At 71.9% G+C, this 22,897-nt stretch carries 28 protein-coding genes and 2 pseudogenes; 11 read left to right on the forward strand and 19 right to left on the reverse strand.

What is annotated here, in order from left to right; all coding sequences use genetic code 11:
• Positions 1 to 136: 136 nt before the first annotated feature.
• The 4 genes from ABEB06_RS05685 to ABEB06_RS05700 form a co-directional block, all read right to left on the reverse strand.
• The gene (locus tag ABEB06_RS05685) at positions 137 to 1,456 is read right to left on the reverse strand and encodes an MFS transporter (RefSeq protein WP_345695678.1); all 1,320 of its coding nucleotides are present in this window, start codon (positions 1,454 to 1,456) and stop codon (positions 137 to 139) included.
• Between the two features lie 161 nt (positions 1,457 to 1,617).
• Positions 1,618 to 2,541 (reverse strand): TauD/TfdA dioxygenase family protein, encoded by a 924-nt coding sequence (locus tag ABEB06_RS05690; protein WP_345695679.1) that lies wholly within the window; start codon positions 2,539 to 2,541, stop codon positions 1,618 to 1,620.
• 121 nt (positions 2,542 to 2,662) lie between these two features.
• Positions 2,663 to 3,259 carry a TetR/AcrR family transcriptional regulator gene (locus tag ABEB06_RS05695; RefSeq protein WP_345695680.1) on the reverse strand — a complete coding sequence of 199 codons (597 nt, stop codon included), beginning with the start codon at positions 3,257 to 3,259 and terminating at the stop codon, positions 2,663 to 2,665.
• Positions 3,260 to 3,824: 565 nt separating this feature from the next.
• Positions 3,825 to 4,250, reverse strand: coding sequence for a CBS domain-containing protein (locus tag ABEB06_RS05700; RefSeq protein ID WP_345695681.1), 426 nt, complete (start codon positions 4,248 to 4,250; stop codon positions 3,825 to 3,827).
• 305 nt (positions 4,251 to 4,555) lie between these two features.
• Here ABEB06_RS05700 and ABEB06_RS05705 point away from each other — a divergent pair, with 305 nt between their 5' ends.
• Positions 4,556 to 5,005 (forward strand): DUF5994 family protein, encoded by a 450-nt coding sequence (locus ABEB06_RS05705; protein WP_345695682.1) that lies wholly within the window; start codon positions 4,556 to 4,558, stop codon positions 5,003 to 5,005.
• 146 nt (positions 5,006 to 5,151) lie between these two features.
• Here the strand turns inward: ABEB06_RS05705 and ABEB06_RS05710 are convergent, their stop codons facing one another.
• From ABEB06_RS05710 to ABEB06_RS05725, 4 genes are all read right to left on the reverse strand, one after another.
• Complete coding sequence (locus ABEB06_RS05710) at positions 5,152 to 5,334, reverse strand: hypothetical protein (protein ID WP_345695683.1); 183 nt, start codon at positions 5,332 to 5,334, stop codon at positions 5,152 to 5,154.
• Positions 5,335 to 5,622: 288 nt separating this feature from the next.
• The gene (locus ABEB06_RS05715; RefSeq protein WP_345695684.1) at positions 5,623 to 6,042 is read right to left on the reverse strand and encodes an ATP-binding protein; all 420 of its coding nucleotides are present in this window, start codon (positions 6,040 to 6,042) and stop codon (positions 5,623 to 5,625) included.
• An 83-nt stretch (positions 6,043 to 6,125) separates the two neighbouring features.
• Entirely contained in the window at positions 6,126 to 6,518 is a 393-nt protein-coding gene (locus tag ABEB06_RS05720) for an STAS domain-containing protein (protein WP_345695685.1), read from the reverse strand.
• Between the two features lie 217 nt (positions 6,519 to 6,735).
• Complete coding sequence (locus ABEB06_RS05725; RefSeq protein WP_345695686.1) at positions 6,736 to 7,185, reverse strand: SRPBCC family protein; 450 nt, start codon at positions 7,183 to 7,185, stop codon at positions 6,736 to 6,738.
• Positions 7,186 to 7,569: 384 nt separating this feature from the next.
• Between ABEB06_RS05725 and ABEB06_RS05730 the strand changes: the two genes are divergently transcribed.
• Together ABEB06_RS05730 and ABEB06_RS05735 are read left to right on the forward strand one after the other, a co-directional pair.
• Positions 7,570 to 7,914, forward strand: a complete 345-nt coding sequence (locus ABEB06_RS05730; protein WP_345695687.1) for a hypothetical protein — start codon at positions 7,570 to 7,572, stop codon at positions 7,912 to 7,914.
• Between the two features lie 388 nt (positions 7,915 to 8,302).
• Entirely contained in the window at positions 8,303 to 8,827 is a 525-nt protein-coding gene (locus ABEB06_RS05735; protein ID WP_345695688.1) for a ribosome recycling factor, read from the forward strand.
• A 256-nt stretch (positions 8,828 to 9,083) separates the two neighbouring features.
• Here ABEB06_RS05735 and ABEB06_RS05740 read toward each other — a convergent pair whose 3' ends face one another.
• The 4 genes from ABEB06_RS05740 to ABEB06_RS05755 all read right to left on the reverse strand — a co-directional run bounded on the left by ABEB06_RS05740 (position 9,084) and on the right by ABEB06_RS05755 (position 11,318).
• A complete protein-coding gene (locus ABEB06_RS05740) occupies positions 9,084 to 9,383 on the reverse strand; it encodes a hypothetical protein (RefSeq protein ID WP_345695689.1) in 300 nt (99 codons plus the stop codon).
• Between the two features lie 268 nt (positions 9,384 to 9,651).
• The gene (locus ABEB06_RS05745) at positions 9,652 to 10,062 is read right to left on the reverse strand and encodes a hypothetical protein (RefSeq protein WP_345701746.1); all 411 of its coding nucleotides are present in this window, start codon (positions 10,060 to 10,062) and stop codon (positions 9,652 to 9,654) included.
• A 380-nt stretch (positions 10,063 to 10,442) separates the two neighbouring features.
• The gene (locus ABEB06_RS05750) at positions 10,443 to 10,898 is read right to left on the reverse strand and encodes an ATP-binding protein (protein WP_345695690.1); all 456 of its coding nucleotides are present in this window, start codon (positions 10,896 to 10,898) and stop codon (positions 10,443 to 10,445) included.
• Positions 10,899 to 10,982: 84 nt separating this feature from the next.
• The gene (locus ABEB06_RS05755) at positions 10,983 to 11,318 is read right to left on the reverse strand and encodes an STAS domain-containing protein (RefSeq protein ID WP_345695691.1); all 336 of its coding nucleotides are present in this window, start codon (positions 11,316 to 11,318) and stop codon (positions 10,983 to 10,985) included.
• Between the two features lie 484 nt (positions 11,319 to 11,802).
• Here ABEB06_RS05755 and ABEB06_RS05760 point away from each other — a divergent pair, with 484 nt between their 5' ends.
• Both ABEB06_RS05760 and ABEB06_RS05765 read left to right on the forward strand, forming a co-directional pair.
• Complete coding sequence (locus ABEB06_RS05760; protein WP_345695692.1) at positions 11,803 to 12,006, forward strand: hypothetical protein; 204 nt, start codon at positions 11,803 to 11,805, stop codon at positions 12,004 to 12,006.
• Between the two features lie 493 nt (positions 12,007 to 12,499).
• On the forward strand, positions 12,500 to 12,862 hold the full coding sequence (locus tag ABEB06_RS05765; protein WP_345695693.1) for a hypothetical protein: 363 nt from the start codon (positions 12,500 to 12,502) through the stop codon (positions 12,860 to 12,862).
• Positions 12,863 to 13,232: 370 nt separating this feature from the next.
• Here the strand turns inward: ABEB06_RS05765 and ABEB06_RS05770 are convergent, their stop codons facing one another.
• Positions 13,233 to 13,535, reverse strand: a complete 303-nt coding sequence (locus ABEB06_RS05770) for a hypothetical protein (protein ID WP_345695694.1) — start codon at positions 13,533 to 13,535, stop codon at positions 13,233 to 13,235.
• A gap of 98 nt (positions 13,536 to 13,633) precedes the next feature.
• Entirely contained in the window at positions 13,634 to 13,882 is a 249-nt protein-coding gene (locus ABEB06_RS05775; RefSeq protein ID WP_345695695.1) for a hypothetical protein, read from the reverse strand.
• 629 nt (positions 13,883 to 14,511) lie between these two features.
• Between ABEB06_RS05775 and mscL the strand changes: the two genes are divergently transcribed.
• From mscL to ABEB06_RS05795, 4 genes are all read left to right on the forward strand, one after another.
• Positions 14,512 to 14,931 carry a large conductance mechanosensitive channel protein MscL gene (gene mscL, locus ABEB06_RS05780; RefSeq protein ID WP_345695696.1) on the forward strand — a complete coding sequence of 140 codons (420 nt, stop codon included), beginning with the start codon at positions 14,512 to 14,514 and terminating at the stop codon, positions 14,929 to 14,931.
• Positions 14,928 to 16,205, forward strand: coding sequence for an FUSC family protein (locus ABEB06_RS05785; protein ID WP_345695697.1), 1,278 nt, complete (start codon positions 14,928 to 14,930; stop codon positions 16,203 to 16,205). Before mscL ends, ABEB06_RS05785 begins: the two co-directional genes overlap by 4 nt.
• Before the next feature lie 87 nt (positions 16,206 to 16,292).
• Positions 16,293 to 16,610: a hypothetical protein gene (locus ABEB06_RS05790; protein ID WP_345695698.1), complete on the forward strand. Its 318-nt coding sequence runs from the start codon at positions 16,293 to 16,295 to the stop codon at positions 16,608 to 16,610.
• A 28-nt stretch (positions 16,611 to 16,638) separates the two neighbouring features.
• On the forward strand, positions 16,639 to 16,773 hold the full coding sequence (locus tag ABEB06_RS05795; RefSeq protein ID WP_345695699.1) for a hypothetical protein: 135 nt from the start codon (positions 16,639 to 16,641) through the stop codon (positions 16,771 to 16,773).
• Between the two features lie 555 nt (positions 16,774 to 17,328).
• On the opposite strand, the gene ABEB06_RS05800 is transcribed toward ABEB06_RS05795, so the two are convergent.
• Both ABEB06_RS05800 and ABEB06_RS39290 read right to left on the reverse strand, forming a co-directional pair.
• The gene (locus tag ABEB06_RS05800) at positions 17,329 to 18,579 is read right to left on the reverse strand and encodes a PP2C family protein-serine/threonine phosphatase (RefSeq protein WP_345701747.1); all 1,251 of its coding nucleotides are present in this window, start codon (positions 18,577 to 18,579) and stop codon (positions 17,329 to 17,331) included.
• Positions 18,580 to 18,859: 280 nt separating this feature from the next.
• Positions 18,860 to 18,939, reverse strand: a pseudogene (locus ABEB06_RS39290) (helix-turn-helix domain-containing protein); the annotation flags it as partial.
• 29 nt (positions 18,940 to 18,968) lie between these two features.
• Between ABEB06_RS39290 and ABEB06_RS05805 the strand changes: the two are divergent.
• Both ABEB06_RS05805 and ABEB06_RS05810 read left to right on the forward strand, forming a co-directional pair.
• Entirely contained in the window at positions 18,969 to 19,217 is a 249-nt protein-coding gene (locus ABEB06_RS05805) for a hypothetical protein (protein ID WP_345695700.1), read from the forward strand.
• On the forward strand, positions 19,214 to 20,827 hold the full coding sequence (locus ABEB06_RS05810) for a peptide chain release factor 3 (protein ID WP_345695701.1): 1,614 nt from the start codon (positions 19,214 to 19,216) through the stop codon (positions 20,825 to 20,827). Before ABEB06_RS05805 ends, ABEB06_RS05810 begins: the two co-directional genes overlap by 4 nt.
• Positions 20,828 to 20,992: 165 nt before the next feature.
• On the opposite strand, the gene ABEB06_RS39295 is transcribed toward ABEB06_RS05810, so the two are convergent.
• The 3 genes and pseudogenes from ABEB06_RS39295 to ABEB06_RS05830 all read right to left on the reverse strand — a co-directional run bounded on the left by ABEB06_RS39295 (position 20,993) and on the right by ABEB06_RS05830 (position 22,811).
• The gene (locus ABEB06_RS39295; protein WP_425559577.1) at positions 20,993 to 21,334 is read right to left on the reverse strand and encodes a transposase; all 342 of its coding nucleotides are present in this window, start codon (positions 21,332 to 21,334) and stop codon (positions 20,993 to 20,995) included.
• On the reverse strand, positions 21,318 to 21,557 hold the full coding sequence (locus ABEB06_RS05825) for a transposase (protein WP_345701749.1): 240 nt from the start codon (positions 21,555 to 21,557) through the stop codon (positions 21,318 to 21,320). Before ABEB06_RS05825 ends, ABEB06_RS39295 begins: the two co-directional genes overlap by 17 nt.
• 37 nt (positions 21,558 to 21,594) lie before the next feature.
• Positions 21,595 to 22,811: pseudogene (locus tag ABEB06_RS05830) on the reverse strand (IS3 family transposase).
• Positions 22,812 to 22,897: the final 86 nt, after the last annotated feature.

Raw genomic sequence — 22,897 nt, forward strand, 5'->3', positions numbered from 1 at the left:
GTGGTTGGCGCTCCGGCGCCGGACTCGTAGCGCTTGGGCCCGTGCGGGGCTTCATGGTCCTGTGCTCGACGGGCACGCGGCACGCCGGGCGGGTGACCGGTCGGTTGTCGGGGTCGGCGACACGGTCAGGCGCAGGTCAGGCGTGCAGGCGGGGGATGTCGCGGGCCGGGTCGATCAGGGTGAAGGCGCACAGCGCGCCCACCGTCAGCAGCACGCCCGAGAGCAGCGCGGCGCTCTGGTAGCCCGCCGTGCCCTGGCTGTCGACGAGGCGTCCGACGACGGCCGGGGCGATCAGGCCGGCGGTGGTGACCGCGGCGTTCATCCAGCCCAGGGCGCCGCCCCGGCGTACGGCCGGGGCGAGTTCGGCGACGGTGGTGACCGCGACGGTCGCGAAGGATCCGCCCAGACCGAAGCCGACGGCCACCAGGACGGTCTTCGCCGGGGTTCCGTCCACCAGCGGCAGGGCCAGGCAGGCGGCGGCGGCGACGAGCAGCAGGCTGCCGCCGACCCAGCCTCGGGCCTTGCGGCTGGGGACCCCGCGGCGCATCAGCCGGCCGGTGAGCCAAGCCTGGCCGAGCAGTGCGACAGCGCCGAGCAGCCAGGGCACGACGATCAGCCGGCCCGCGGCCTCGGAGGAGTGACCGAGGCCGTTGCGCAGGTAGGAGGGCAGCCACACCAGCGACAGCGCCACGCACCAGTAGGTGGTGAAGTAGGCGACGGTGGTGCCGATCCAGGTGCGGGTGCCGAGGATCCGCCGGTACGTGGCGCGGTCCGCGGCGGCGGACGCGGCGTGGGAGGGAGCCGCCCCGGCGGGTGCGGCGTCGTCGTCGGTGCGGTGTTCGCCGTCGGCGCCGAGGACGGCCCACACCGCCGCCCACACCGCGCCGATCGCAGCGACCACCCAGAGCGCCGCCCGCCAGCCGTGCCCGTGGATGACCCAGGTCAGCCCGGGGGCCGCGGTGATCACCCCCAGGGTCACGCCGAGGGTGATCAGCGCGCCGGGCAGGTTGCGCCTGTGGTTGGGGAACCAGGCCAGCGTGGCCTTCTGCGCGACGGGGAAGGCAGGCCCCTCCGCCGCGCCCAGCAGGACCCGCGAACCGATCAGGACGGTCAGGCCGCCCCCGACGGCGGCCGGCACCTGCGCGACCGACCAGAGCGCGGCCATGCCCAGCAGCAGCCACTTCGGCCGCACGCGGTCGGCGAGCAGCCCCACCACGACGGCGGCGACGGAGAAGAGCAGGAAGAAGGCGCTGTTGGCGAGCCCGAAGTCGGTCGCGGACAGGCCCATGTCCGCGCGGATCTCGTCGGCGGCGAGACCGAGGACGGACTTGTCGGCGAAGTTGACCATCATGAAGACCACGAGCAGGACGGTGACCGTCCAGGCACGGGCGCCGGAGGGGCGCCCTGCGGGAGGGGCTTCGTTGCTCGGTCTCGCTGGAGTGTCGGCGGCGGTCACGAGGAGGGTTCCTCCGGGAGAGGTACTGGCGGGGGCGCGGTGGATGGGCTGTCCGTACGCCGCAGCCGGGGCCGTGGGCCGGGGGCCGCCCCGCTACGGCACGGCGGACGGGGCGGGGCGGCAGGGTCGGCAGCGTCCGGTGGGGCTGCGGCGCGCGGGTCTCAGGAGAGCGGGACTCCGGCGATCGCGATGCGCTCCATGACGCGGCGCGCGGGGTAGTAGTCGTTGATCGCGTAGTGCTGGACCGCGATGTTGTCCCAGATCGCCACCGAGTCCGGCTGCCAGCGGAAGCGCACCTGGAACTCGGGGATGCGGGCCTGGAGGACGAGCTCGTTGAGGAGTTCCTGGCTTTCGGCCTGGGGCAGGCCGACGATCCGGGTGGTGAAGGGCTCGTTGACGTACAGCAGCTTCCGTCCGGTGCGCGGGTGACGGACGACGACCGGGTGCTCTACGGCGGGAAGCCGCTCGCGCAAGTGGGCGATCTGCTCCTCCGTCATCATCGAACCCCAGGTGGGGACCCAGTCGTGCACCGCGGTGAGGTTCTCGATCCGGGCCTTCACGGCCTCGGAGAGGTTGTCGTACGCGGCACCCATGTCCGCCCACATGGTGTCGCCGCCTGCGGCCGGCACCTCGACCGCCCGCAGGACGGAGCCGAGAGCGGGATTGACCATGAAGGAGTGGTCGCTGTGCCAGATGTTCTCGTTGCCGACGGCCATGGCGTCCTTGGCCAGGCGGGAGACGCCGATGGTGTCGCCCTTGGGAAAGAACGGGTTGGCCTCCGGCTCGCCCCAGACCGCGGCGAGGGCGAGGTGGTGCTCCGGGCCGAAGGCGTGCTGGTCGCGGAAGAAGACCACCTTCCACTCCAGCAGGGCCTGGCGCAGCTCCTCGGCGAGGTCGCCGCCGATCGGGCCGGAGAGGTCGATGCCAGAGATCTCCGCACCGATGTGCGGGGTGAGTGGCGTGATGTCCAGGAGTCGGTACGTGGCTTCCGGGGTTCCGGGAGCGGTGCGGTCCAGAACGCGGCGCCCGAAGTGGATCAGGGGCTTGGACAGGACGGACGCGGACGCGGCGGCAGACGTCGGCATGGGGAACCTCCGGGGACGACCAGCAATTCGTTACCGGAAGTATCGTTATCGGGGCATGCCTCGGCAAGGGTCCGGAGAGACCGGTTTCAGGAGCCCGGACCGGCCCGGCCCCGCATCGGCGCTACGCCCCCACCGCGCGGCCGACCAGCTCGACCACCGCGTCCACCAGGTGCCGGTCCGGCGGCTCCAGCTCCCCCACCAGGCGGAACACCATCGGCGCGGCCACCATCGTGGCCACCGCCCGGACGTCGGTGTCCGCCCGGACGTCGCCGCGCGCGATCCCGCGCTCCAGGATGCGCCGGGTCTCCCCCATGACCCGCGCGGAGTACGCGCCGTACGCACCCCGGTCGGCGCCCGCCTCCGCCGACGCGCCGATGACACCGGCCAGCAACCGGTCCACACCGGGCTGCCGGTAGGACTCCAAGCGCGCGGTGAGCAACTCGTGCAGCTCCGCACGGAAGTCGCCCCGGTCGGGGACGGACAGCTCGCCGATCCACGCCTCGGCGGCGGCGATGATCAGCTCCTGCTTGCCGGACCAACGCCGGTAGATGGCCGGCTTGCTCACCCCCGCCCGCTCGGCGACAGCGTCCATCGTCACCGCGCTCATGCCCTGTTCCGCGACCAACGCGACGACCGCGTCCAGCGCCGCGCGGGTGACCCGCTCCTCCCGGGGCCGCCCCGGACCCCGCACCACACCCTGACCCTGCTTGTCGACCATGCCCCGACCTTACGAGCCGCGCCCCGCGCGAACGACACGGGCGACACACCGGGCGGACGGGCCACGCCCCTACGACACGCCGTCACCCAGCAGGGTTCGGGGCGAATCCGGCTCCGAGGTGGCGGGTCGTTACTGCCTTCGGCCCGTCAGGGTGAATCCGCGCCAAGTGCCTGATGAGCCTGAAGTGACGGCTGCATCCGGTGGCGTGTGCGATGCGCGGATGGAGGCGGGCCGACCGCCGCGAAACGGCTGCGCGGGGAGTCGGCGCGGGTGCAGGCAGCCGAGTTGTTCGAGCAGGAGGTGAAGCCGACGATGGTGGCCCGGCGCCCGAGGGTGAGACCGTCCTCGAGTGCGGAGGGATGTACTTGGCTGTGCGACGGTCCTTCGCCGATCCTCCGTACGCAAGGAACCACTGTCCGAAAATTTCGCGCAGAACACGACGAAGGCCACCAACTCACTGCAACAAACGCCTGCCCAAGTCAGCGGTCAGCGCCGCGCCCGGCTTCGCCGCCGTCGGCGGAGGACACGAGCGCCGGCGAGCCAGTGCTCCGGCGGACGCGACGGCTCAGACCGGCCTGGTGGCGAGTAGACCGGCGACCCGGTCCGAGGTGAGCACGCCGAGGATGTGGCCGTCCTCGTCGACGACGGGCCAGACGGCCAGGTGCTTGATCCGCATCGCGAGCGCGGCCAGGGCCAGACCCATGGTCGGCCACGTGAACGGGCCTCGCTGGTGCGAGGTGGCGCTGATCGCAGTCCGCTCGGCGTCCCAGGAGCGGGCCAGGAACGGGTGGAGGCCGGCGCGGGTGACCAGTCCTTCGCACCGGCCGTTGTGGTCGCGCACGAGCAGGTACTCGACGTGGGCGCTGTGGAAGATGTCGTTGGCCTGGTCGACGGTGCTGTCGTCGGCTATCTGGTAGTCGCAGGGGTCCATGGCGTCGGCGACCGTGAGGCCGTGGCCCGGACGTGCCGACTGCGGGGAATGAGTGGTCACGGTGTACACCGTTCCCGTCTCCGGGCTCGCCCGAGGCTGTCCGGAACGTCCTTCACCCAGAACGAAGCCGGAACGAGTACCGGAATACGGGGTGCCCTGGATGATTTCGAGCGTACTCCTGCGGCCGGGCCGCCCCCCGGGGGAGCCCGTTGCGGAGTACCGTGGGAGACAACCGAGGACATTCCGAATATCGGCATTCGCGCTGGTGTCGCCCTGGGTCATGATTGGTCCCTCACGGACCGGACGGGCGGCCCCGCATGATGCCGATCCCCCTCCCCACTCCTTCCTCCCCTGGGCCGTGGTCAGTGCCCGGTGTTCCGCTGCTGCCGCGCCTGGTGCTGGAGCCGACGATGTCCCGGGAGGGGATCTTCGACGGCGCGTGGTGGCCCCGCTCGAACCAAGTCCTCGCCGAGCTCCCGGACCTGATCACCGCGCTCAGCGCCCACCTGGGGCGCATCGTCCGGGTCGGCCTCGACACCTCGGCCTGGGACGGGGTGCCCCGATCCCTCGTGGCGAACGGCCTGATGGTCAAAATCAACTGGTTCACCGGCAGTGACGCAACCATCAGTGTCACCCGGGGTTTCCAGGACCACTTCCTCCTCCTGGTCGTACCGCCGCTCACCGACCGGCAGGATGCTTCCTGGGCGATGGCGGGGGCCGCAGCAACCGGTAACCACACCCCGGCCGCCGAACTCCTGCTCGGGGGATCATCTGGGAGCCAAGCGTCGGCCGCCTTTCGGAACCGACCGCAGTAGTGCTGCTGTGCACGTTCGTCTCCTCAGCCGCTGACCTGGGATTTGACTGAGCTCCGGCCAGAGCCGTCTTCGCGGAATCCTCATCAGAGACGACGTCGCCTGCGGCGGGTGATTCGACGTGAGGAACAAGGTACGCGGCGCCCCGGTCAGCCGCCGAGGCGGCGTCGGACGGGGGCTCCGGTTTCGACGCGCGGCCAGGTGGGTTCCTCGGCCGGAGCCTTGGCGGAGGCGTCGAGCGCGGCACGTCGGGCGGACAGCATCTCGTAGCGCGGGAAGCGGGCCTGGCGCAGTATTCGCCGGGTCGCGCGGTCGAGCTGCGTCTCCAGCAAGGCCAGGGCCTCGATGCAGCGCGGGTCGCCGCCCTTGCCGCGCCGGGTCTGCTCCAGCCGCTCGGGGAACCGGGCGGCATCGCCCTGGACGGCGACGACGAGTTCCGGGAACTGCTCGCCGCGCTCCGAGCCGGCGCCGCTTGTTTCGACGCGCGAGGCAATGAGGGCGACGGCGTCCTGCCGACGGGTCTCGCGGCGGCGGTAGGCCTTGGAGGAGCAGGAGCGGCCATGATCAGGAAGCGTTGCCGTACCGGTGGACGGAGCTGCGTCGGGGTGCCAAGTCGGCCGTCAGCCGATCCTCTCGGTACCGCTGTGGCGCGGTGTCGTGGTGGTGAGGTCGGCCCAGACGTCCTTGCCCCGGTCGTGGGGCCGGTGGCCCCAGGCGGCGGCGAGTTGGTCGATGAGGTACATGCCGTGGCCGTGGGGTCGGTCCGGCCGGTGGGGCAGGACGTGGGGCGGGGCGGGGCTGGGGTCGGTCACGGTGATCCGCAGGGCGGAGCCGTCGAAGTCGAGGTCCATGCTCAGGACGCCGGGGGTGTGGCGGGCGGCGTTGGCGAGGAGTTCCGCGGCGACCAGGACGGCGTCCTCGCTCAGCGCGTTCAGGTGCCAGTCCACCAGGGCCTGGCGCAGGACGTCGATGCCCAGCGAGGTGGCGTCGCCGGGGTGGAAGTCGAGATGTCGGCGGCAGGTGGTGGACGAGGTGGTCATCTCAGGGTCCCAGGGGCCGGTCGTGCTCCGACTCACGCGCCTTCCCGCCACCGTGCGGTCCACACCCGGGCGGCAGCATCCGACTACCCGCCGCCACCGCCACCCGGTTCGCCGTGGTCGGCGCTGCGGGCGTGGGCCCGGGCGGCGACCTCGGCGGTGGGGTAGGTCGGGAACAGCTCGGTGGCCCCGGTCAGTGTCAGGACCTGGCGCACGATCCGGTTCGGGTTGACGAGGACCAGCGGCACGCCCTGGTCGGCCGCCGCGCGCCGCGCCTGCAGGAGGACGTTCAGCGCCGAGGAGGTGAACAGCTCCACCCCGGCGAGGTCCACGGCCAGCATCCCCGGTCGCTCAGCGAGCGCCCGCGTCAGGGCGCGGGCGCCGACCTCCTCGCACTCCATGATCATGTCGCCGGTGAACGCGCACACCACCACCGGACCGACCCTGCGCGTGCTCGTCTTCAGGACAGGTACCGTCACCTCGGCCGCACCTCCAAGGACCGCAGCGGGCGGGTCCGCGTCCACCCGGCGTCGGTGAAGCCCGGCAGGCATCACCGGTGCCACCACGTTACCCCCCGGCCCCCGCGCCGACCCGCCGGTGCGGGCCCACCGTCCGCGAGGGCGGCTGGAACGCCTCAGGGCGGGCCCGACACAGGGGTCGAAGGCCCGCCCCGGCAGAGCTGCGTGGGCCGCGGGGTCAGAGACGGTCGCGGTATCCGCCGGTGGCGGCGCCGCGCTCCTCGATGAAGTGCTTGAACCGCTTGAGGTCGCCCTTGACCTGCCGGTCGAGCATGCCCATCATGTCGGCGGCCTTCTCGGCCATGCCCCCGGGCTGGAAGTCCATCTCCATCATGACCCGGGTGTGGGTGGCGTCGATCGGCTCGAACCGCACCATCCCGGTCTGCTGCACGTCGCCGCTGATGGTCCGCCAGGCGACGTGGTCGTCCGGGACCTGGTCGACGATCTCGGTGTCGAACTCCCGGGAGACACCGGCGATCTTCGTCTTCCAGTGGTTGTGCCGGTCGTCGATCTGCGTGATCTCCTCCACGCCGTCCATGAAGTTCGGGAACTCCTCGAACTGCGTCCACTGGTTGTAGGCGGTGCTGACGGGCACGTCAACGTCGATCGATTCCTGCACCTTGCTCATGCCGAACCCACTCCTCATCGCTTCGGAATTCATCGGGCCCCGCGTCTCCTGCCCCATCGACGGGAGCTGACACGGGTCCGTTCCCCATCCCGCCCGCAACCCGTCACGGCCGCAACCGCAACAACCGGCCCCGCGCCCGTCCAAGCCCGGCCGGCCGTCGGCTCTCCCCGCGCCCAGGAGCTTTTGGCGGGGCGTTTGGGGCGGCTGCACCACGCGGGTGAACACGCTCCGCCGGCTCCGGCAGGAGGTCGCGCTCCGGCGACGCCGGCCTGTGGAACCTCCGCGGTGCACGTAGGGCCGGACGGGACACCGGAGGGGCCGGTCGGCCCCGGTGCGCGGGATCGGGGCGGTGGCAGGCTGGAACGAGGACCCGTGGAGGCGGTCATGGACGGTCAGGCGGACGCGCGCGAGGTGGTCGACCGGTTCTTCGCCGACCGGGAGGCCCTCGCGCGGACGGGAGGATTCGGCACCGGCGACGCCCGGGAGGTGCACGCCCGGCGGGAGCGGTTCGCCCGCTCCGGCAGACTCGAAGAAGGCGACGAGGAACTGCTGCGCCTGTGGGCGGCGAACCGGGCGATGTCCGCCTTCAACAACCTGCCGTCCCGCACCGGCGGGACGGCAGCCGGCGGGGCGATCGACCGGGCCCTGGACACCTACCGGCTCATCGAGCGCTGGCTCGACGCCCGGCCGCCTCCCGAGGACTGCGCGCCACGCGCCGAAGACAGCTGACCGACCCCGGCGGCCGTGCCGGCTGCGGCGTCTGCCAGGTGTCCTTCCGGTTTTCTGTCGCGTCGCACCCGTCGGACACCCCGGTGATGCCCCTTCGGCGCCGCCCGGGGCGGCTGCCCGGCGGTCTTCTCGTCAGGCCCGGCAGGTAGTGCCGTCTCGCGGCGCCGCCGCTGTTGATCGCACCTGTTGTGCCGATTCGCTCGCTCCTCCGCCTGCGCGCGTTGCCCTGCGGTCCAGTGGGACACCGCCGGATGTCCGTTCGTCGCCGTACGGCCATTGGTCGATCGGGCTGTACCTCGATCGGGGGGACGGCTGCCACCGAGGGATTCCGCGCTACGGCTCGGGGCAGCGGGGCGGTAAATCCACCGAACCGGAAGGCGGTACCTCCGTGTCCACGAACGACCAGGCCCGCAGCGACCTCACCCAGGAGCTCAAGGAGACCTACGACAATCTCCTTCGCAGTCTGAAGAAGATCCCCACGGGCTGGGCGGACAAGAACCTGCTGAAGGACGTCAAGGCGGACGTCTACGGCTCCCCGACGCCCCTGAGCTCGGCGGCGGACATCGAATTTCCCGATTCCGCCACCATTCTGCTCAAGCCCTACGACTCCGAGACGACCACCGCGATCGAGGAAGCCATCCGCAAGGCCGACCTGGGGGTGACCTCCAGCACCAAGAATGGCGTCATCACCATCGCGGTCCCGCCCCTGACCCGCGACCAGTGCGCCGAGGCCGTCAAGCTGATCCACGAGCGGCGCGACGAGGCGAAGGACTCGGTGCAGAAGGCGCTGCAGGCGGTGGTCAAGGCCGGCGGCGAGGGCCAGGCGCAGGAGCTGCGCGTGCTCGCCGAGCAGTACGAGCAGCAGATCGACGTGGCGGCGCAGGACAGGGAAGGGGAACTTCTCTCCGTCTGAGGACCGGTTCCTCCCGGCCGCCCGCCGCACCAGGTTCGCCCGGTGCGGCGGGCGACCGGCCGTGGGCGGTACCCCCGCGCCAGCGACGCGCGCTGAGCCGGGAGCAGCACGGCGACAGCACTTCGAAACCTCCGCCGCCCGCAGGTCAGGTCGTGCAGCACCTATCCACACGACCTGACCTGCGGGCGGCTTGGATCCGGTTGGGCGGCCCTTGCGGCCGGGGCGGCCCAGCATCGGCCAAGCCGGCGACGACGCCTCAGCCCGCGCTGGGATCCACGTTCACCTTCGGACCCATGCCTGTGACCGCGCCAACGACGCCGGCGCCGGCGCCGGGGAAATGGTCGACCTTCGGCGCTGCGGACGCGATGGTGCCCATGAGACCGCCGACAGCGCCGCCGGTGGCGCCTTCGAGCTTCCCGACGGTGGGGCCGAGACCGCCGATGCCTGGAGGCAGAAGACCGGCAGCAGTGGCGGTGGGGGCGATCGCCGCAGTGGTGGCGGGGGCAGCACCGAGGAGGGCGGCCGTCGCAGCGGCACGCTTCGCAAGGGCAGTCATGACCGGGTTGACGACTACCGTCCGCCATTGGTCACGGCGGCCACCTACCGGCGGCCGCGTCTGGACCCCGCAGTCCTCCGACACACAAGCCCCCACGAGTCCGACGGGCGGCTTGTTCGAACTGCAGCCGCCGGGGTGCGGTCGGAAGTACTGAACGACTGCGGCCCCTCATGAACAGCGTCAGGTGAGGGCGCACCGATCGCGGCTGCCCGAAGACGAGCGCCCTGCACCTGATCCGTGACAGCAGGACTGGACCTCGCACTCCGGGTCATTGGGCGGCGATGCGGGCGAGGGTCTGCTGGAGCAGGCGGACGGCGTCCTCGGCATCCGCGTACTGCTCGGGCGTGGGCAGGACGGCCCCGAAGGAGTAGCCGTCGTCGGCCGGCAGGGCCCGCCAGTGCAGGACGGGCGCGAGCGCGGTGCTCGCTGCGGCGAGGAACCAGGCGAGGTGCCCGTGGACCCGGGCGAGGGTGACCGCGAGGACCGCGAGCGCGGTGCGCAGGCGCTCGAGGCACTCGATCGCCGGCAGGGCCCGCTGGACCTCCGGCGGCCCGACGGCCTCCTCGAGCTCGGCCGCGGCCTGCGCGGCGAGCGTGCGATCAACGGGGGTGGGTTGCCACTGCTCGCCGTGGAGTTGGAGCTCGGCCTCCTCGGTCAGGCGCGTGACGGTCTTCTGCATGTCCACGGACACACCCTAGTGCTGCAACGACGCGTGCTGTGACGAGGCTTCAGTGCGCAGGCTGGCCCAGGCGTGCGCATCGGGCGGACCGCGATGGCGCGCCGCCCGCCCGAGCGCCTCGACCAGCCGTACCGTCGAACACGCACGCCGTCGGCCACGCGCGGTGGTGCTCCTTGGAAGCCCCCGTCCCGCCACGCCACCCCCGCGGGACGGGGCACCCAAGCAAGAGCCCGCCCCACGATGCGCGCCGCCCTTTCCGGCCACTCCGGTACTACGGCCGGTGGGCCGCGTATCGGGCTCGGGTGCGACGCCCCGCAGTTCGATCACCTCGCATCCCGCTGTTCGGCGAGGGCGCGCCCGCCGGGTGAGGCCCGCCGTGTTCAGCCGGTCCGGTGCGGCCGACCGGGAGGGGGCGCGGGGGTCAGGTCGCATTCGGCCCAGACGCTCTTGCCGTCGCCGGCGGGACGGCAGCCCCAGCTGGTGGCGAGGTGGTCGATGATCCGCAGTCCGTGGCCGCGGGGCGTGTGCGGGGCGAAGGGCTGCAGCTGCGGTGTGGCCGGGGCCGCGTCGGTGACCTCGATCCGGATCCGGTCGTGCGGGGTGCGGCGCAGGACCAGGGCGAGGGGGCCGCCGGCGTGCTCGGCGGCATTGGTGAGGAGTTCACCGGCCACCAGCATGACGTCGGCGGCGGTGGCGGGATCCGCGCCGGGGTACCAGGCGTCGAGGGTGCTGCGGGTGAAGGCGATGCCCGCGCTGACGTCGGGCGCCGGCCAGGCCGGGAAGGTCAGGCGGCGGTGGAAGGCCGGGTGGACCGGCAGCGGGCGCACAGCAAGCATCCCCGAGGGTTTGGAGTCCAAGTCCTGCGTCTGCCCCCGTCGGGGCTGGCCACTCCTGGTGCGGCGGTCGGTTCCGCACCGTTGTCAACGCAGGGCGTGTTCCAGGGTGGGCACGGTGAGCAGGACGGTGTCGACCTCGGTGATGCGCAGGGTGTGGCGCGCGGGTACGGAGGGGGCGACCAGCACCAGCCGCACACCGCGCTCGATCGCCTCCCGCCGAACCGTCAGGAGCGCGTTGAGGCCGCTGGAGGCGAGCAGGTCGACGCCGGACAGGTCGACGGCCAGCACGCCCGGCTGCCGGGCCAGGGCACGGGTCAGCACCGCGCGAAACTGCGCCTCGTTGTCGTGGTGCAGGGCTCCGGTGATCGCGCACACCACAGCGCCGTCACGAACCGTGACGGTGATCGCGGCATCGGGCATCTGGCGTGTCGCGTCAGGACTACTTCGCAGGGGTCGGTCGTAGGAGGTCACGGCACACGCGTCCCTTCCGGGCCCACTAACGGCTCCACGCTGCTCGCGTGGGCCGGGGCATCGCATCCACTCGGGATCGGGGAGACAGTGTGTCGACGGCCGACGGGCTTCCGGCGAACGCCAAGGTGACGCCAGGCCGGTACACCCACCCTACCCCGCCGCCCCGCCCCCGTACTGCCCGACCGAGCACTTCGAGCCACCCCGGCACGCCAGCAGCCGAACAGGTCACGCCGCGGGCCGTCGGCGGGCCGCACCACCCCTGGCACGGTGACGCCGATTACGGTCGGTGCATGCCCCCCCCCAGTGAGGAGCCGACGACCGACGGGCCAATCGGCGTGCGCGACACCGCCGAGGTCGAGGATGCGATCGCCCACCTGGCACACCAGGCGCGGCCGCTCCCGCCCGCGCTGGACGGCGCCCTCCCCGCCTACGAATGGGCCACTGGAAGACGGCACCGATCGACCACCGGGCCCGCGCCGAGGGACGGCCCACCGCGCTGCGCCTGGAACAGGAGGAGCGCGCCTCCCTCCTGAAGGTCCACGACCGCGCCGGCACCGGACCCGCGGAGCGGGACTACGCCCTCGGCGTCGTCCGAGCCCTGCCCTGGCTCCTCGGCCACACCGGCGACCACCCCTGACGGCTTCCGCCCCCATCGCCTCGGAGCCCGCCGGCGGCGCCGGAGGAGGGCCAGCCCAGCCAGTCGGCGGGATCGCCCTCAACCCGCGCCGCCTCCCGCTGCTGCTCTGCGTCCACGGCCGCTCGGCCTCGTTCCAGCAGCGTATCCAGCACCTCCGCAGCGCCGACCGCCACCGACGTGCCCCACAACCCCGGACAGGTCACCCTCTGCCTGCGCAACACGATGCTCGGCGACCCTGGCGCCCGGCCGGACCCGGCGAGCGCTGATGGCCGCCGCGCTGGCCGGGCGGATCTGCTTCGCACTGCCGGTCCGCCGGTGCCGCATCCACGGGCGAGGCGCCCGTGTCCGGCCCGCCTCGGTCGCGGTCGCGGTCGACCCATCATGACGACCCACCCGCCGGCGCGCACCGCCTCCCCCGAAACCGCTGCAACCGACCGCCCCCTGCCGGGCGACGGCCCGACCAGCGCCGAACGCGACGCCCTCGCCCGGTCCTTTGCCACCGGCCAACGCGCCGCCTGGATCCGCACCCTCGCCCTCCACCAGCACGCCCCAGGCAGTCATCAGGTCCTGGAACGGTACACCGACGCCGTCGAGCAAGTCCTGCGCCGCGAGATCATCCCCCCACAGCGACGGCGACCTCGCCCAGAAACCGCGCCACGCCCTGGACGCCTACGCCTTCCACGGCACCGACCCCGGCCGCCGGCCCGCACTGCGCACCGCCGAGCGCGTCTCGCTCCTTGCGATCGGCTTCACCGCACTCACCGCCCGCTCACCGCCCTCGACGCCCCCGCTGTGCGACGCCATCGACGAAGCCCTCACCCTCGCCGCCGTGCCGGCCCTCATGGCCGAGGCGTGACCCGACCGCAGACGGAGCTCCCCGCACTCGGCGCTCCCCGTCGGGGCCTGCCGGCGTCCTCCGAGCGGCGCAGCCGGGCTTTCCGTTTCGGGCAGTGCGGTCGCACGCTGGTGGAAGGCGGTCCGGCCGTGAACCCCCGAGCACGGCCGGGCCCCTGACGGCCCACCGAACCCACGCAGGAAGCCGCTGCGGCGATGTCGGTGACATCCGGCGCACACGGAGACACCCGCGCGGCGCCGACCCTGGCTCCCGACGCAACGGCGCCCCGCAGGTCGCCTGATCCCGATGTCCGCCGACACCGGAACGCACATCCCGGCCATCACCCGGCGGACATCGCGGCCGGTACCCACCGACGCCCGTCCGAAGGCCGCTACGAGGCCGTGCCGACCGAGGACCCTCCGACGAGCACCATCATCTCCGCCGCGGCCAACCGCGCATCCGCCCCGGCCGGGGTCCCCGCCAGCAGCCCGGCCTGGTCGACGACGGCCGCAAGCAGGACTCGCAGGCCGCCCTCGCCGTAACGGGCGCTCCAGGAGTCGACGAACTCGAGCTGGGCGCCGCTCGCGGCCGCCGCATCCCGGCTGGCCGCCCGAGTGCGCAGCAGGGCGAGGGCCGCCAGCCTGGCATCGGTGCGGAACCGGTCAGAGCCGTAGTCGGACTGGGGGGAGGTCATCGGCCCATCCTGACGTGTCCGGCGTGCCTGCGTCCGCTGAACCGCCCGGGCGCACTCCTTGAACAGCCCGGATGCAGTCGGGCGGGCGCCGGGCCGGTCTAGCTGTCGATCTGCGGGGAGACCTCGAACCATCCGCCGGAGCGCTCGTTGAGCTCCTGGTACGTCGTCGTCATGGCGTCGTGGGTGCCGCGCACGACGAGCTTGGCGCCGTCCGGATGGGTCCGCAGTCCGTTCTTCTCGAAGACCTCGGCCATCTCGGACAGGTAGGACGGGTTCGCCGAGAACTCCACCGTCCAGCACTGCTCCGCGAGCCACTCCAGGGACTTCACCGCGGACGCGGGCCCCACCGTGACCAGCGCCCGGTGACCCTGCTCCCACCGGCGAGAGGTGCGCGGGTCGATGTGCGGGAAGGCTCCCTCGACGGCGGCCCCGCCGCCTTCGCGGGTGTCGCGCGGTTGTTCACCGTCGCCGCCGAGCGGTGGGGGTGGATGTCCCTGTCACGGCGAGCACGGGCACGTCGAGGGGGGTCGGTGTAGGGGGCCTTGATTGAGGGCGCGGCGGCGTCGGCCATCAGGTTGTCGGACCGTAGGGGTTCAGAGTGCTCGCCCTCCGCCCCCAACGCCCCGACGAAAACATTGCCTTACCGGCAGGCTGGCCAGGGCAGGACGTGGGCGGGCGCGGGGAGGGGCGCGGTCGCCAGAGGGAACTGATGTCCGGGCTGGTGGGGGCCCGCGGGCCGCCGGGTATCCGGAGCGCGGGCCGCCTCGCCGGGTCCGGGGGTGGGGAGTTGGCCGGCTGCCTGCGCTGAGCGCAGGGATGGCGTGAGAGCCAACAGATGGGGGCAGACGAACGCCGTCCCGGGGCTCCGGCGCGGCCCTCGCATCGTGATCTGCGGCAGAGCCGTGACGCGCTGAGCGCGTACCAGGCACCGGGACACGACCGGACCAAATACTGGCGACGAAGGAGAAGGCCATCCGTGAAGGGTTTCCGAGGATTCGTGTTGCGCGGCAACGTCGTCGGCCTGGCCGTGGGCGTGGTGATCGGCGCGGCGTTCACCGGCGTGGTGAACGCGCTTGTCCGTGCCTTCCTCACACCGCTGGTCGGCGTCGCCACCGGCGCCACCGGCGACTTCAGCCGACGCGTCCTCGTCGTTCACCACGTCCAGTTCCCCTACGGGGCGTTCGTCGACGCCGTGATCAACTTCTCGCTCACCGCCATCGTGCTGTACTTCCTCGTCGTACTGCCGGTCAACAAGCTCCACAAACGGTTCGCCCCGCACCACGACGTACAGGCACCGAAACGGGACTGCCCCCAGTGCCTGTCCTCCATCCCCGCCCAGGCAACCCGCTGCGCGTTCTGCACCGCCGAACTCGTACGCACCCCGGAGCGGTCGTGACCGCAACCGACCCGCGGCCGGCACGATGGCGCGCCACCATCGAGACCCGGTCCAAGGCCACCGGGCAAGCCCTGCGTCATCCCGTCCGGAGCCTGCGCCCGCACCGGGAGACCATCGCACAGACCGTGAAGGTGGCAGTAGCCTGCGCACTCGCCTGGGAGGCCGCAGTCCTGATCCTCGGCGAGGACGAACAACCCGTACTCGCACCCCTTGCCGCCCTCCTCACCGTCCAGCTCACCGTGTTCCGCACAGTGGCCCAGGGCCTGCGGCAGATCGGCGGCGTCATCCTCGGCGCTCTGGCCGCCCTCGGCCTGCTGCGCCTGGCCGGCGCAAACTTCGCCACCATCGGTCTCGCGGTCGCGACCTGCCTGGCCCTGGGACGGCTCCTGCGACTCGGCTCCCAGGCGACCGAGGTACCCGTCACGGTCCTGCTCGTCCTGAGTACCGGCGCCCCCTACGCCCCCGTCCGCATCTGGGACACTCTCCTCGGCGTCATCTCCGGCATTCTCGTCAACCTCCTCGCCGCACCCCCCACCTACGTCGGCCACGCGGCCCACCACTGTGCCAAAGCCGCAGACCAGTTGGCTCACATCGCCCGGCACGCGGCCCACGGGCTGCGCGAGGGCTGGGACGAGAAGACCTCCGACGGTTGGCTGCGCCAGGTGGAAGCGGCGGCTCACGAACTCGAACACGCCCGCAGGACGACCGCGCAGGCGCAGGAAGGCATCCGGCTCAACCCCAGGCGCCTGCGGCGCGGCGCCGATCCGGCGGCCGCCCTCGGCCCGCTGCACGAAGGGCTCACCTGCCTGGGCCACGTCTGCGACCAACTCGGCTCGGTCCTGCGCGGACTGGACGACCTCGCCCGCGGTGAGCGCCGGCTGCCCCGGGAAGCTGACGCCCGTACCGAGGCGTGCGGGCGGATGGAGCCGCTCGGCGAGGTCCTCGCCGCCATCGCCGACGCACTGGATGCCTTCGCCCGCATCCAACGCGACCACGTCCGCGACCCCGGCTACACCGACGAGCTCATGACCGCCCTGGATCGGGGGCAGGAGCGCCACGCGACAGCTGCCAACGCACTGTGCTGCGCCGACCACGGTCCCGCCCTCTGGTCCCTGCACGGATCGATCACCGACGAGACACACCAGATTCTCCACGAGCTGGACCCCCGCGGCGGACCGCACCCGGCCGCCCTGCACCCGCAACCACCACACGTCATCGCGCCGCGCGGAGGAAACGCTGACGATGGCACGGCGGTGGCGCCAGGTTGCCCTTGACGGCGAGACCCCTGGCGATGCTGTCACCGGCGTGGTCCGCTGGACCGGGGGCGCCGCGGTCCGTGGTGCGAGATACCGGAGGATGGGATGGATCAGGTACCGAATAGCGCGCGGAAGGCCGACATCTTCGGGCTCGTGCTCTTCAGCGGGCTGGTAGCCGGGATGGACGCTCTGTTCGTCGTCAGGACGCGCCCGGACGTCGTGGGGGACTTTCTACTCCTGCTTGTCGGGCTCGTGGGAGCCGGGGTCGGGGCCGCTGCAGCCGGGAGACGAGGCTCTGTCCTTCGACGGTGGCGGCTCGCGGCAGTGGGTGCGGTCGTGGCGCAAGCGTTCGCCGTGGCAGTGCTGGCCCTCATGACCGTGGCTGTGGGCAGCCTGTTCTCCGGAATGCACCTCGTTTGGTGACGTGAGGCATTGCCCCCACGGCAGTCACTTGATTATCGGGGAGCGCGCCGCCCTCCTGAGGGTCCACGACCGCACCGGCACCGGACCCGCGGAGCGGGACTACGCCCTTGGCACCGTACGGGCCCTGGCCTGGCTCCTCGGCCACACCGGCGACCACCCCTGACGGCTTCCGCCCCCATCGCCTCGAAGCCCGCCGGCGGCGCCGGAGGAGGGCCAGCCCAGCCAGTCGGCGGGATCGCCCTCAACCCGCGCCGCCTCCCGCTGCTGCTCTGCGTCCACGGCCGCTCGGCCTCGTTCCAGCAGCGTATCCAGCACCTCCGCAGCGCCGGCCGCCACCGACGTGCCCCACAACCCCGGACCGGTCACCCTCCGCCTGCACAACACGATGCTCGGCGACCCTGGCGCCCGGCCGGACCCGGCGAGCGCTGATGGCCGCTCGCGGCCGCCGCATCCCGGCTGGCCGCCCGAGTGCGCAGCAGGGCGAGGGCCGCCAGCCGGGCGTCGGTGCGGAACCGGTCAGAGCCGCAGTCGGACTGGGGGAAAGTCATCGACCCATCCTGACGTGTCCGGCGGGCCGGCGTCCGCTGAACCACCTGGGCCCGCCGCCCCGGTGCGCCCCAGCACGATGCAGATCCGGCTGCTGAAACCGTGAGCGGTCCACCTGGGGCAACTCGAGCTCCTCGAGTCATGGACGGCAGGGCAGGACCGGTGCCGTGGATCACGGCGCGGGCGCGGGCGCGATGACCCTCTTCAGTGCTGGCGGTGAGGCGGTGGCCAGGTCGGCGCCGGTGGCCGCGTCACGCTGGGAGACGTTGGTGCCGTGCCAGTCCAGGACCATGACGGTGGCATCGTCCTGCAGGCGGCCGTCGTTGGCGGCAAGGGCCACGACCGCTCCGATCATGGTGCGGGCGGCTTCGCGGGGGTGCAGGCCACGGGTGGCGCGGATGAGGTCCGGCAGGTGCAGGCTCTGCGCGTTGCGCTCCAGCATGCCGTCCGTCAGCATCACCAGTCGGTCGCCAGGTCTCAGGTCCAGGGACTGCACCCGGTAGGTGTGCGGGACGTGGAAGCCGAACGGGAGGTCGACCTTCGGGGCCAGCTCCTCCACCACTGCGCCGCGCATGCGCAACGGCCAGGGGTGTCCGGCATTGACGAACTCGGTCGTGCCGTCGACCAGACTGATCCGCAGGAGCTGGCCGGTGACGTAGCCCGCCTGACCGTGCTCGCGCATGGCCTGATCGGCCTGGTGCGCCTGCTCCCGCAGGTCGGCACCGGCGCGCCGGGCCCGGCGCAGGGCACCGACCAGCAGCGTGGCCAGCAGGGCCGCGCCGACGTCGTGGCCCATGGCGTCGGTGACCGACAACTGCACGGTGTCGCGGTCGATGACGTAGTCGAACGTGTCGCCGCCGACATGGGCCGCAGGCTCCAGCGACCCCGCGACGGCGAACTGCGCGGCCTCGCACGCCAGCGACGGCGGCAGCAACCGGTGCTGGATCTCAGCGGCCAGGCTCAGCGGGACGGTGCGGCGCCCCCACTGGTACAGGTCGGTGAAGGAGCGGTTCGCGATGACGATGTACGCCAGCGCATGTGCCGTCTGGCTGATCTCCTGCATCACCGCCGCATCCGGGGGCTGGGGCAGGAACAGCTCCAGGAGCCCTATCGCGTCCCCACGGTTGGTCACCGGAGCCACCACCCGCACCAGTTCGTGACTGCCGGGCTCCTGAATGCTGGGACGCTGGCTGCGGATCACATCGTCGTACACGGTCCCCGCCAACGGGATGCGACTGGCGGGCCTGCCGGTCTCGATGCTCCCCGCCGCACCCAGCCGCACCACCGAACTGCCGGTGAAGTCAGTGATCAGAAACGACACCGACGCCGCCCCCACCTGCTGCCTGAGCATGCGCGCGACCACGTCGAGGGACTCCACCGGCGGGGCCGCCTCCGCTGCCTGCAAGGTCTTGGCCAGCGTCAAGTGGCCATCGTCGACGGCGCCCGTCAGGGCGGGGGTGGACTGCCCACCACCGTCCCTCAACACTCGTGTGGTCACGATGACTCCTCACTGCTCGACAACGCAGGGAGCCCGGCCTCCGACAGGCGGACGACCGGGCAGACCCGCGACGCGTGGGCCTTTTCTGGATCAGCTCCTACCCGCTCCACGCGAATCCTCACGGGCACTCCCACGTGCGTCAGCAGGCCCCGGTCGAGCGCACCAACTCACCCAGCGTCCGCTGACACTGAACCGGTGCGGTTCAGGGCCGTCCGCCCTTGTATTTCGGTAGAGCGAATCGAAGCCGTCCGTGTTGAAGTTGTGGATCGCGTCGCGGGCCCGGTCCTCACCTGCGCTGGTCGGACGTCCTGCTCATGGACCGCAAGCTCTTCGTCCGCTGGACGCCGGCCACCGTCAACAACGACGGCCTGATCTTCGGCCGGCCCGAGACCGACGCCAGCCGTGCCTGGATCAGCTTCTCCCCCAGAGAACGGGAATTTCGGGGCCACGCCGCCCGACAGCCTATTATCGCTTCCTGGGCCTGTGGACCTGATCCCCGGCTCACCAGGTACGGAGAGGCGTCACCCGGCCTGCTGCCGATGCGTACCGGAGGAAACACGTGAGCACCGTACAGTCAATCCCCGTCCCGCAGGTCCTTCATGAGGCCGGCCGCCGACGGACCTTCGCTGTGATCAGCCATCCGGACGCGGGCAAGTCCACGCTCACCGAGGCGCTGGCGCTGCACGCGCGGGCGATCACTTCTGCCGGTGCGGTGCACGCCAAGGGTGACCGACGCGGCGTGACCAGCGACTGGATGGAGTTGGAACGCGAGCGCGGTATCTCGGTGACCTCGGCCGCATTGCAGTTCGGCTATCGCGGCCACGTGATGAACCTGGTCGACACCCCCGGCCACGCCGACTTCTCCGAGGACACCTACCGGGTGCTGGCCGCCGTCGACTGCGCGATCATGCTGGTCGACGCGGCCAAGGGCCTGGAGGAGCAGACCCGCAAGCTTTTCGCGGTCTGCCGCCATCGCGGCGTCCCCGTGATCACCTTCATCAACAAGTGGGACCGGCGCGGCCGGGATGCACTCACCCTGCTCGAGGACATCGAGACGCACCTCGGGATCACCCCCGTCCCGGTCGTCTGGCCGGTGGGCAACGCTGGCAACCTGCGCGGCCTGGTCGAAGCGGGGAACACCGAGCAGATGCTGCGCTACACCAAGGTGCCAGCCGGCACGCACGCCGCCCTCGAGGAGCAGCTCAGCTCCGAGCAGGCCGCCGAGCAGGAGGGCGAAACCTGGACGACCGCACTGGAGGAGCTGGAGCTGATGCTCTCGTCCGGCCCCGGCTACGACCAGGAGGCCTTCGAAGCCGGCAAGATCAGCCCGGTCTTCTTCGGCTCCGCGCTGACCAACATCGGTGTGAAGCTCCTGCTGGACGCCGTGGTCGACCTCGCTCCGGCTCCCGGGCCCCGCCCGCTGGCCAAGGGCGGCAGCCGCGAGGTCGGCGAGGAGTTTTCCGGCCTGGTGTTCAAGATCCAGGCGAACATGGACCCGGCCCATCGCGACAGGATCGCCTTCGTCCGAGTCTGCTCCGGCGTGTTCGAGCGCGGCATGCACGTCACCCGGGCGGCCAGCGGCCGCTCGTTCGCAACCAAGTACGCGCACACCGTCTTCGGAGCCGAGCGCACCGTGGTCGACACTGCGTACCCCGGCGACGTGGTCGGCCTGATCAACGCGAGCGCGCTGCGGGTCGGCGACACCCTCTTCACCGGCAAGAAGACCGAGTTTCCCCCGCTGCCCGCCTTCGCCCCCGAGTACTTCGCGGTGGCGCGGCCCACGGACATCAGCCGGTCCAAGCAGTTCCGCAAGGGTGTCGCCCAACTCGATGAGGAAGGCGTGATCCAGGTGCTGGTCTCCGACCGGCGTGGCGACCAGGCGCCGGTCATGGCTGCGGTCGGCCCGATGCAGTTCGATGTGGTCCTGCACCGGATGGAGCACGAGTTTTCTTCCCCTATCGCCCTCGACCAGCTCTCCTACCGCGTGGCCCGGATCACTGACGCCGACGGCGCCGCTGCCCTGGCCAAAGCCCGCCTGATCAACGGCGAGGTGCTCACCCGCCGCTCGGACGACGTGCTGCTGGCCCTGTTCGCCGACAAGTGGCAGCTGAACGCCTTCCAGCGCGCCCAACCCGACATCCTGCTCCAGCCGCTGATCGCCACGGCGGACTGATCGCCGACCTCTCGGCCCGGCGGCGCCGCTCGGCACGGCGGACGACGGACGGTGCAGGTGCGGCGGGCGGGGCCCTCGTCCAGGCCGCCGCCGAGGTCGCGGCCCCGGCCACCCACGCGATCGACGCCGTCCTCGCCCGCACCGCACCCCGGCCGGTCACCGTCCTCACCTCCGGCCCCGAAGACCTGACACTTCTGGGCGAATGGTGACGATCCGCCCGGCCTTGGCGGTGCTGCACCGCTCGCGGAGCGGGCAGCCGGTGCACTGGTCGGTGAACAGGGCCTTGCGCTGCATGTGTCGCCCGGACGGCTCGAACAGTGGGACGGTATGGCCGGCCGGGCAGGTCGCCGTGCCGGCCGTGGTGTCTACGGCGAAGTCGTCGAGGCTGAAGCCGCCCGCCACCGCGGTCCTGAGCGGGGCGGGTTTGAGGAACAGCCGGTGCCCTAACTCCGCCAGTGCTTGGTGGGCGGGACCGGTGGAGTAGGCGGTGTCACCGAAGGCGTCCACGGGCTCGTCCTCGTCGGCGAGCAGGTCGAGCGCAATGCTCGCCTCGTGGTACCCGCTCCCGCTGCCGGGGGGTGAGGGCGACGGCGGTGAACAGGCCGGTTTCGGGCGCGACGGCCAGGTGGGCCTTGTAGCCGTCCTGGTAATGGCTGCGGGTCTTGTGGACATGTCGGGCATCGGGATCGGCGGTGGAGACGATCCGGTCGGGGACGGTGCCGCGGGTGATGCGCCATCGGGGCCTGACCCACGTTCCTGGACACGGGTTATGCGGCTGTTGCCAGCGTAGTTGATGTTCGGTTGAGTACTTGCTCGTAGGCGTTCGGGCTCCGGTGTCCGAGGCGGGTGTGGCGTCGGACGGTGTTGTAGCGGTGCAGCCAGCGGAAGAGTTCAAGGCGGGCTTCGCGCTCGCTTGACCAGCTCTTTCGGCCCTGGAGGGTCTCGCGTTTCATGGTCGCGTTCCAGCTCTCGGCAGCGGCGTTGTCCGCGCTCGAGCCGACGGCGCCCATCGACTGGATCACGCCGGCCCGGCGGCAGGCAGCGGCGAAGGACCGGCTGCAGTACTGGGCAGCCGCGGTCGGTGTGCATGATCGCTCCGGCCAGGCTGCCCGCGGGTCCGCTCGGCCGCGGCCAGGGCGTCTATGACCAGCTCGGAGCGCATGTGGTCGGCGATCGCCCACCCGGCCAGCCGGCGCGACGCGAGGTCGATCACGGTCGCGAGGTAGCAGAACTTCCCGCCGCCGACCGGGAGGTAGGTGATGTCCCTCCCCGACGTACTTCGTGTTCACCTCGGTCGCGGTGAAGTCGCGGCCGAGCAGGTCCGGGGCCTTTGTGGCGGCGGGGTCGGCGATGGTGGTGCGCCGGCGGCGCCGGATCCGGAACCCGGCGATGCCGGCGGTCTTCATCAGGCGGGCGATCCATTTGTGGTTGACCGGTCCGACGCCGTTCTCGCGCAGTTCGGCGGTGATGCGGGGGACGCCGTAGGTGCCGTCCGAGCGGGCATGGACGGCGGCGATCTTCGCGGTCAGCCTCTCGCCCATGGCCTGTCGGGCGGCTCTGGCGGGCGCGGTGGCCTGCCAGTAGTAGAAGCTCGAACGGGAGATCCCGAGGACCTGGCACAACCGCTTCACGCCGAAGTCGGCGCGCAGGTCGGCAACGCACTGGAAGCGGTTCACCAGCGCGTTGCCCCGGCGAAATACTTCGCCGCCTTTTGCAGGATCTCGCGCTCTTCCTCCAGCTCACGCACCCGCCGCCGCAGGGCGACGACCTCGGCCTCCAGGCCGTCGGCCACCACCGGGGCGACCGTCCGCGCAACCGTGTGGCCGCCCGTGTGCCGGCCGTCGGCTGCACGTATCCAGTTCCTCAGCGTCTCGGTGTTCACGCCCAGGTCCACGGCGACGGACTTGATCGTCGCCCCGGGCCGCGACCGGTACAACGCGACCGCGTCCGCCTTGAACTCGGCCGGGTAGTGCTTCATCGCCATCAGTACAGGACTCCAGTCCTCGGATCTTCAAGATCCAAGTGTCTCTGGTGTCCAAGATCTGGGGTCAGGCCCCGACGGCCGCTGCC

It is taken from the genome of Kitasatospora terrestris (assembly GCF_039542905.1).
Taxonomy (GTDB): domain Bacteria; phylum Actinomycetota; class Actinomycetes; order Streptomycetales; family Streptomycetaceae; genus Kitasatospora; species Kitasatospora terrestris.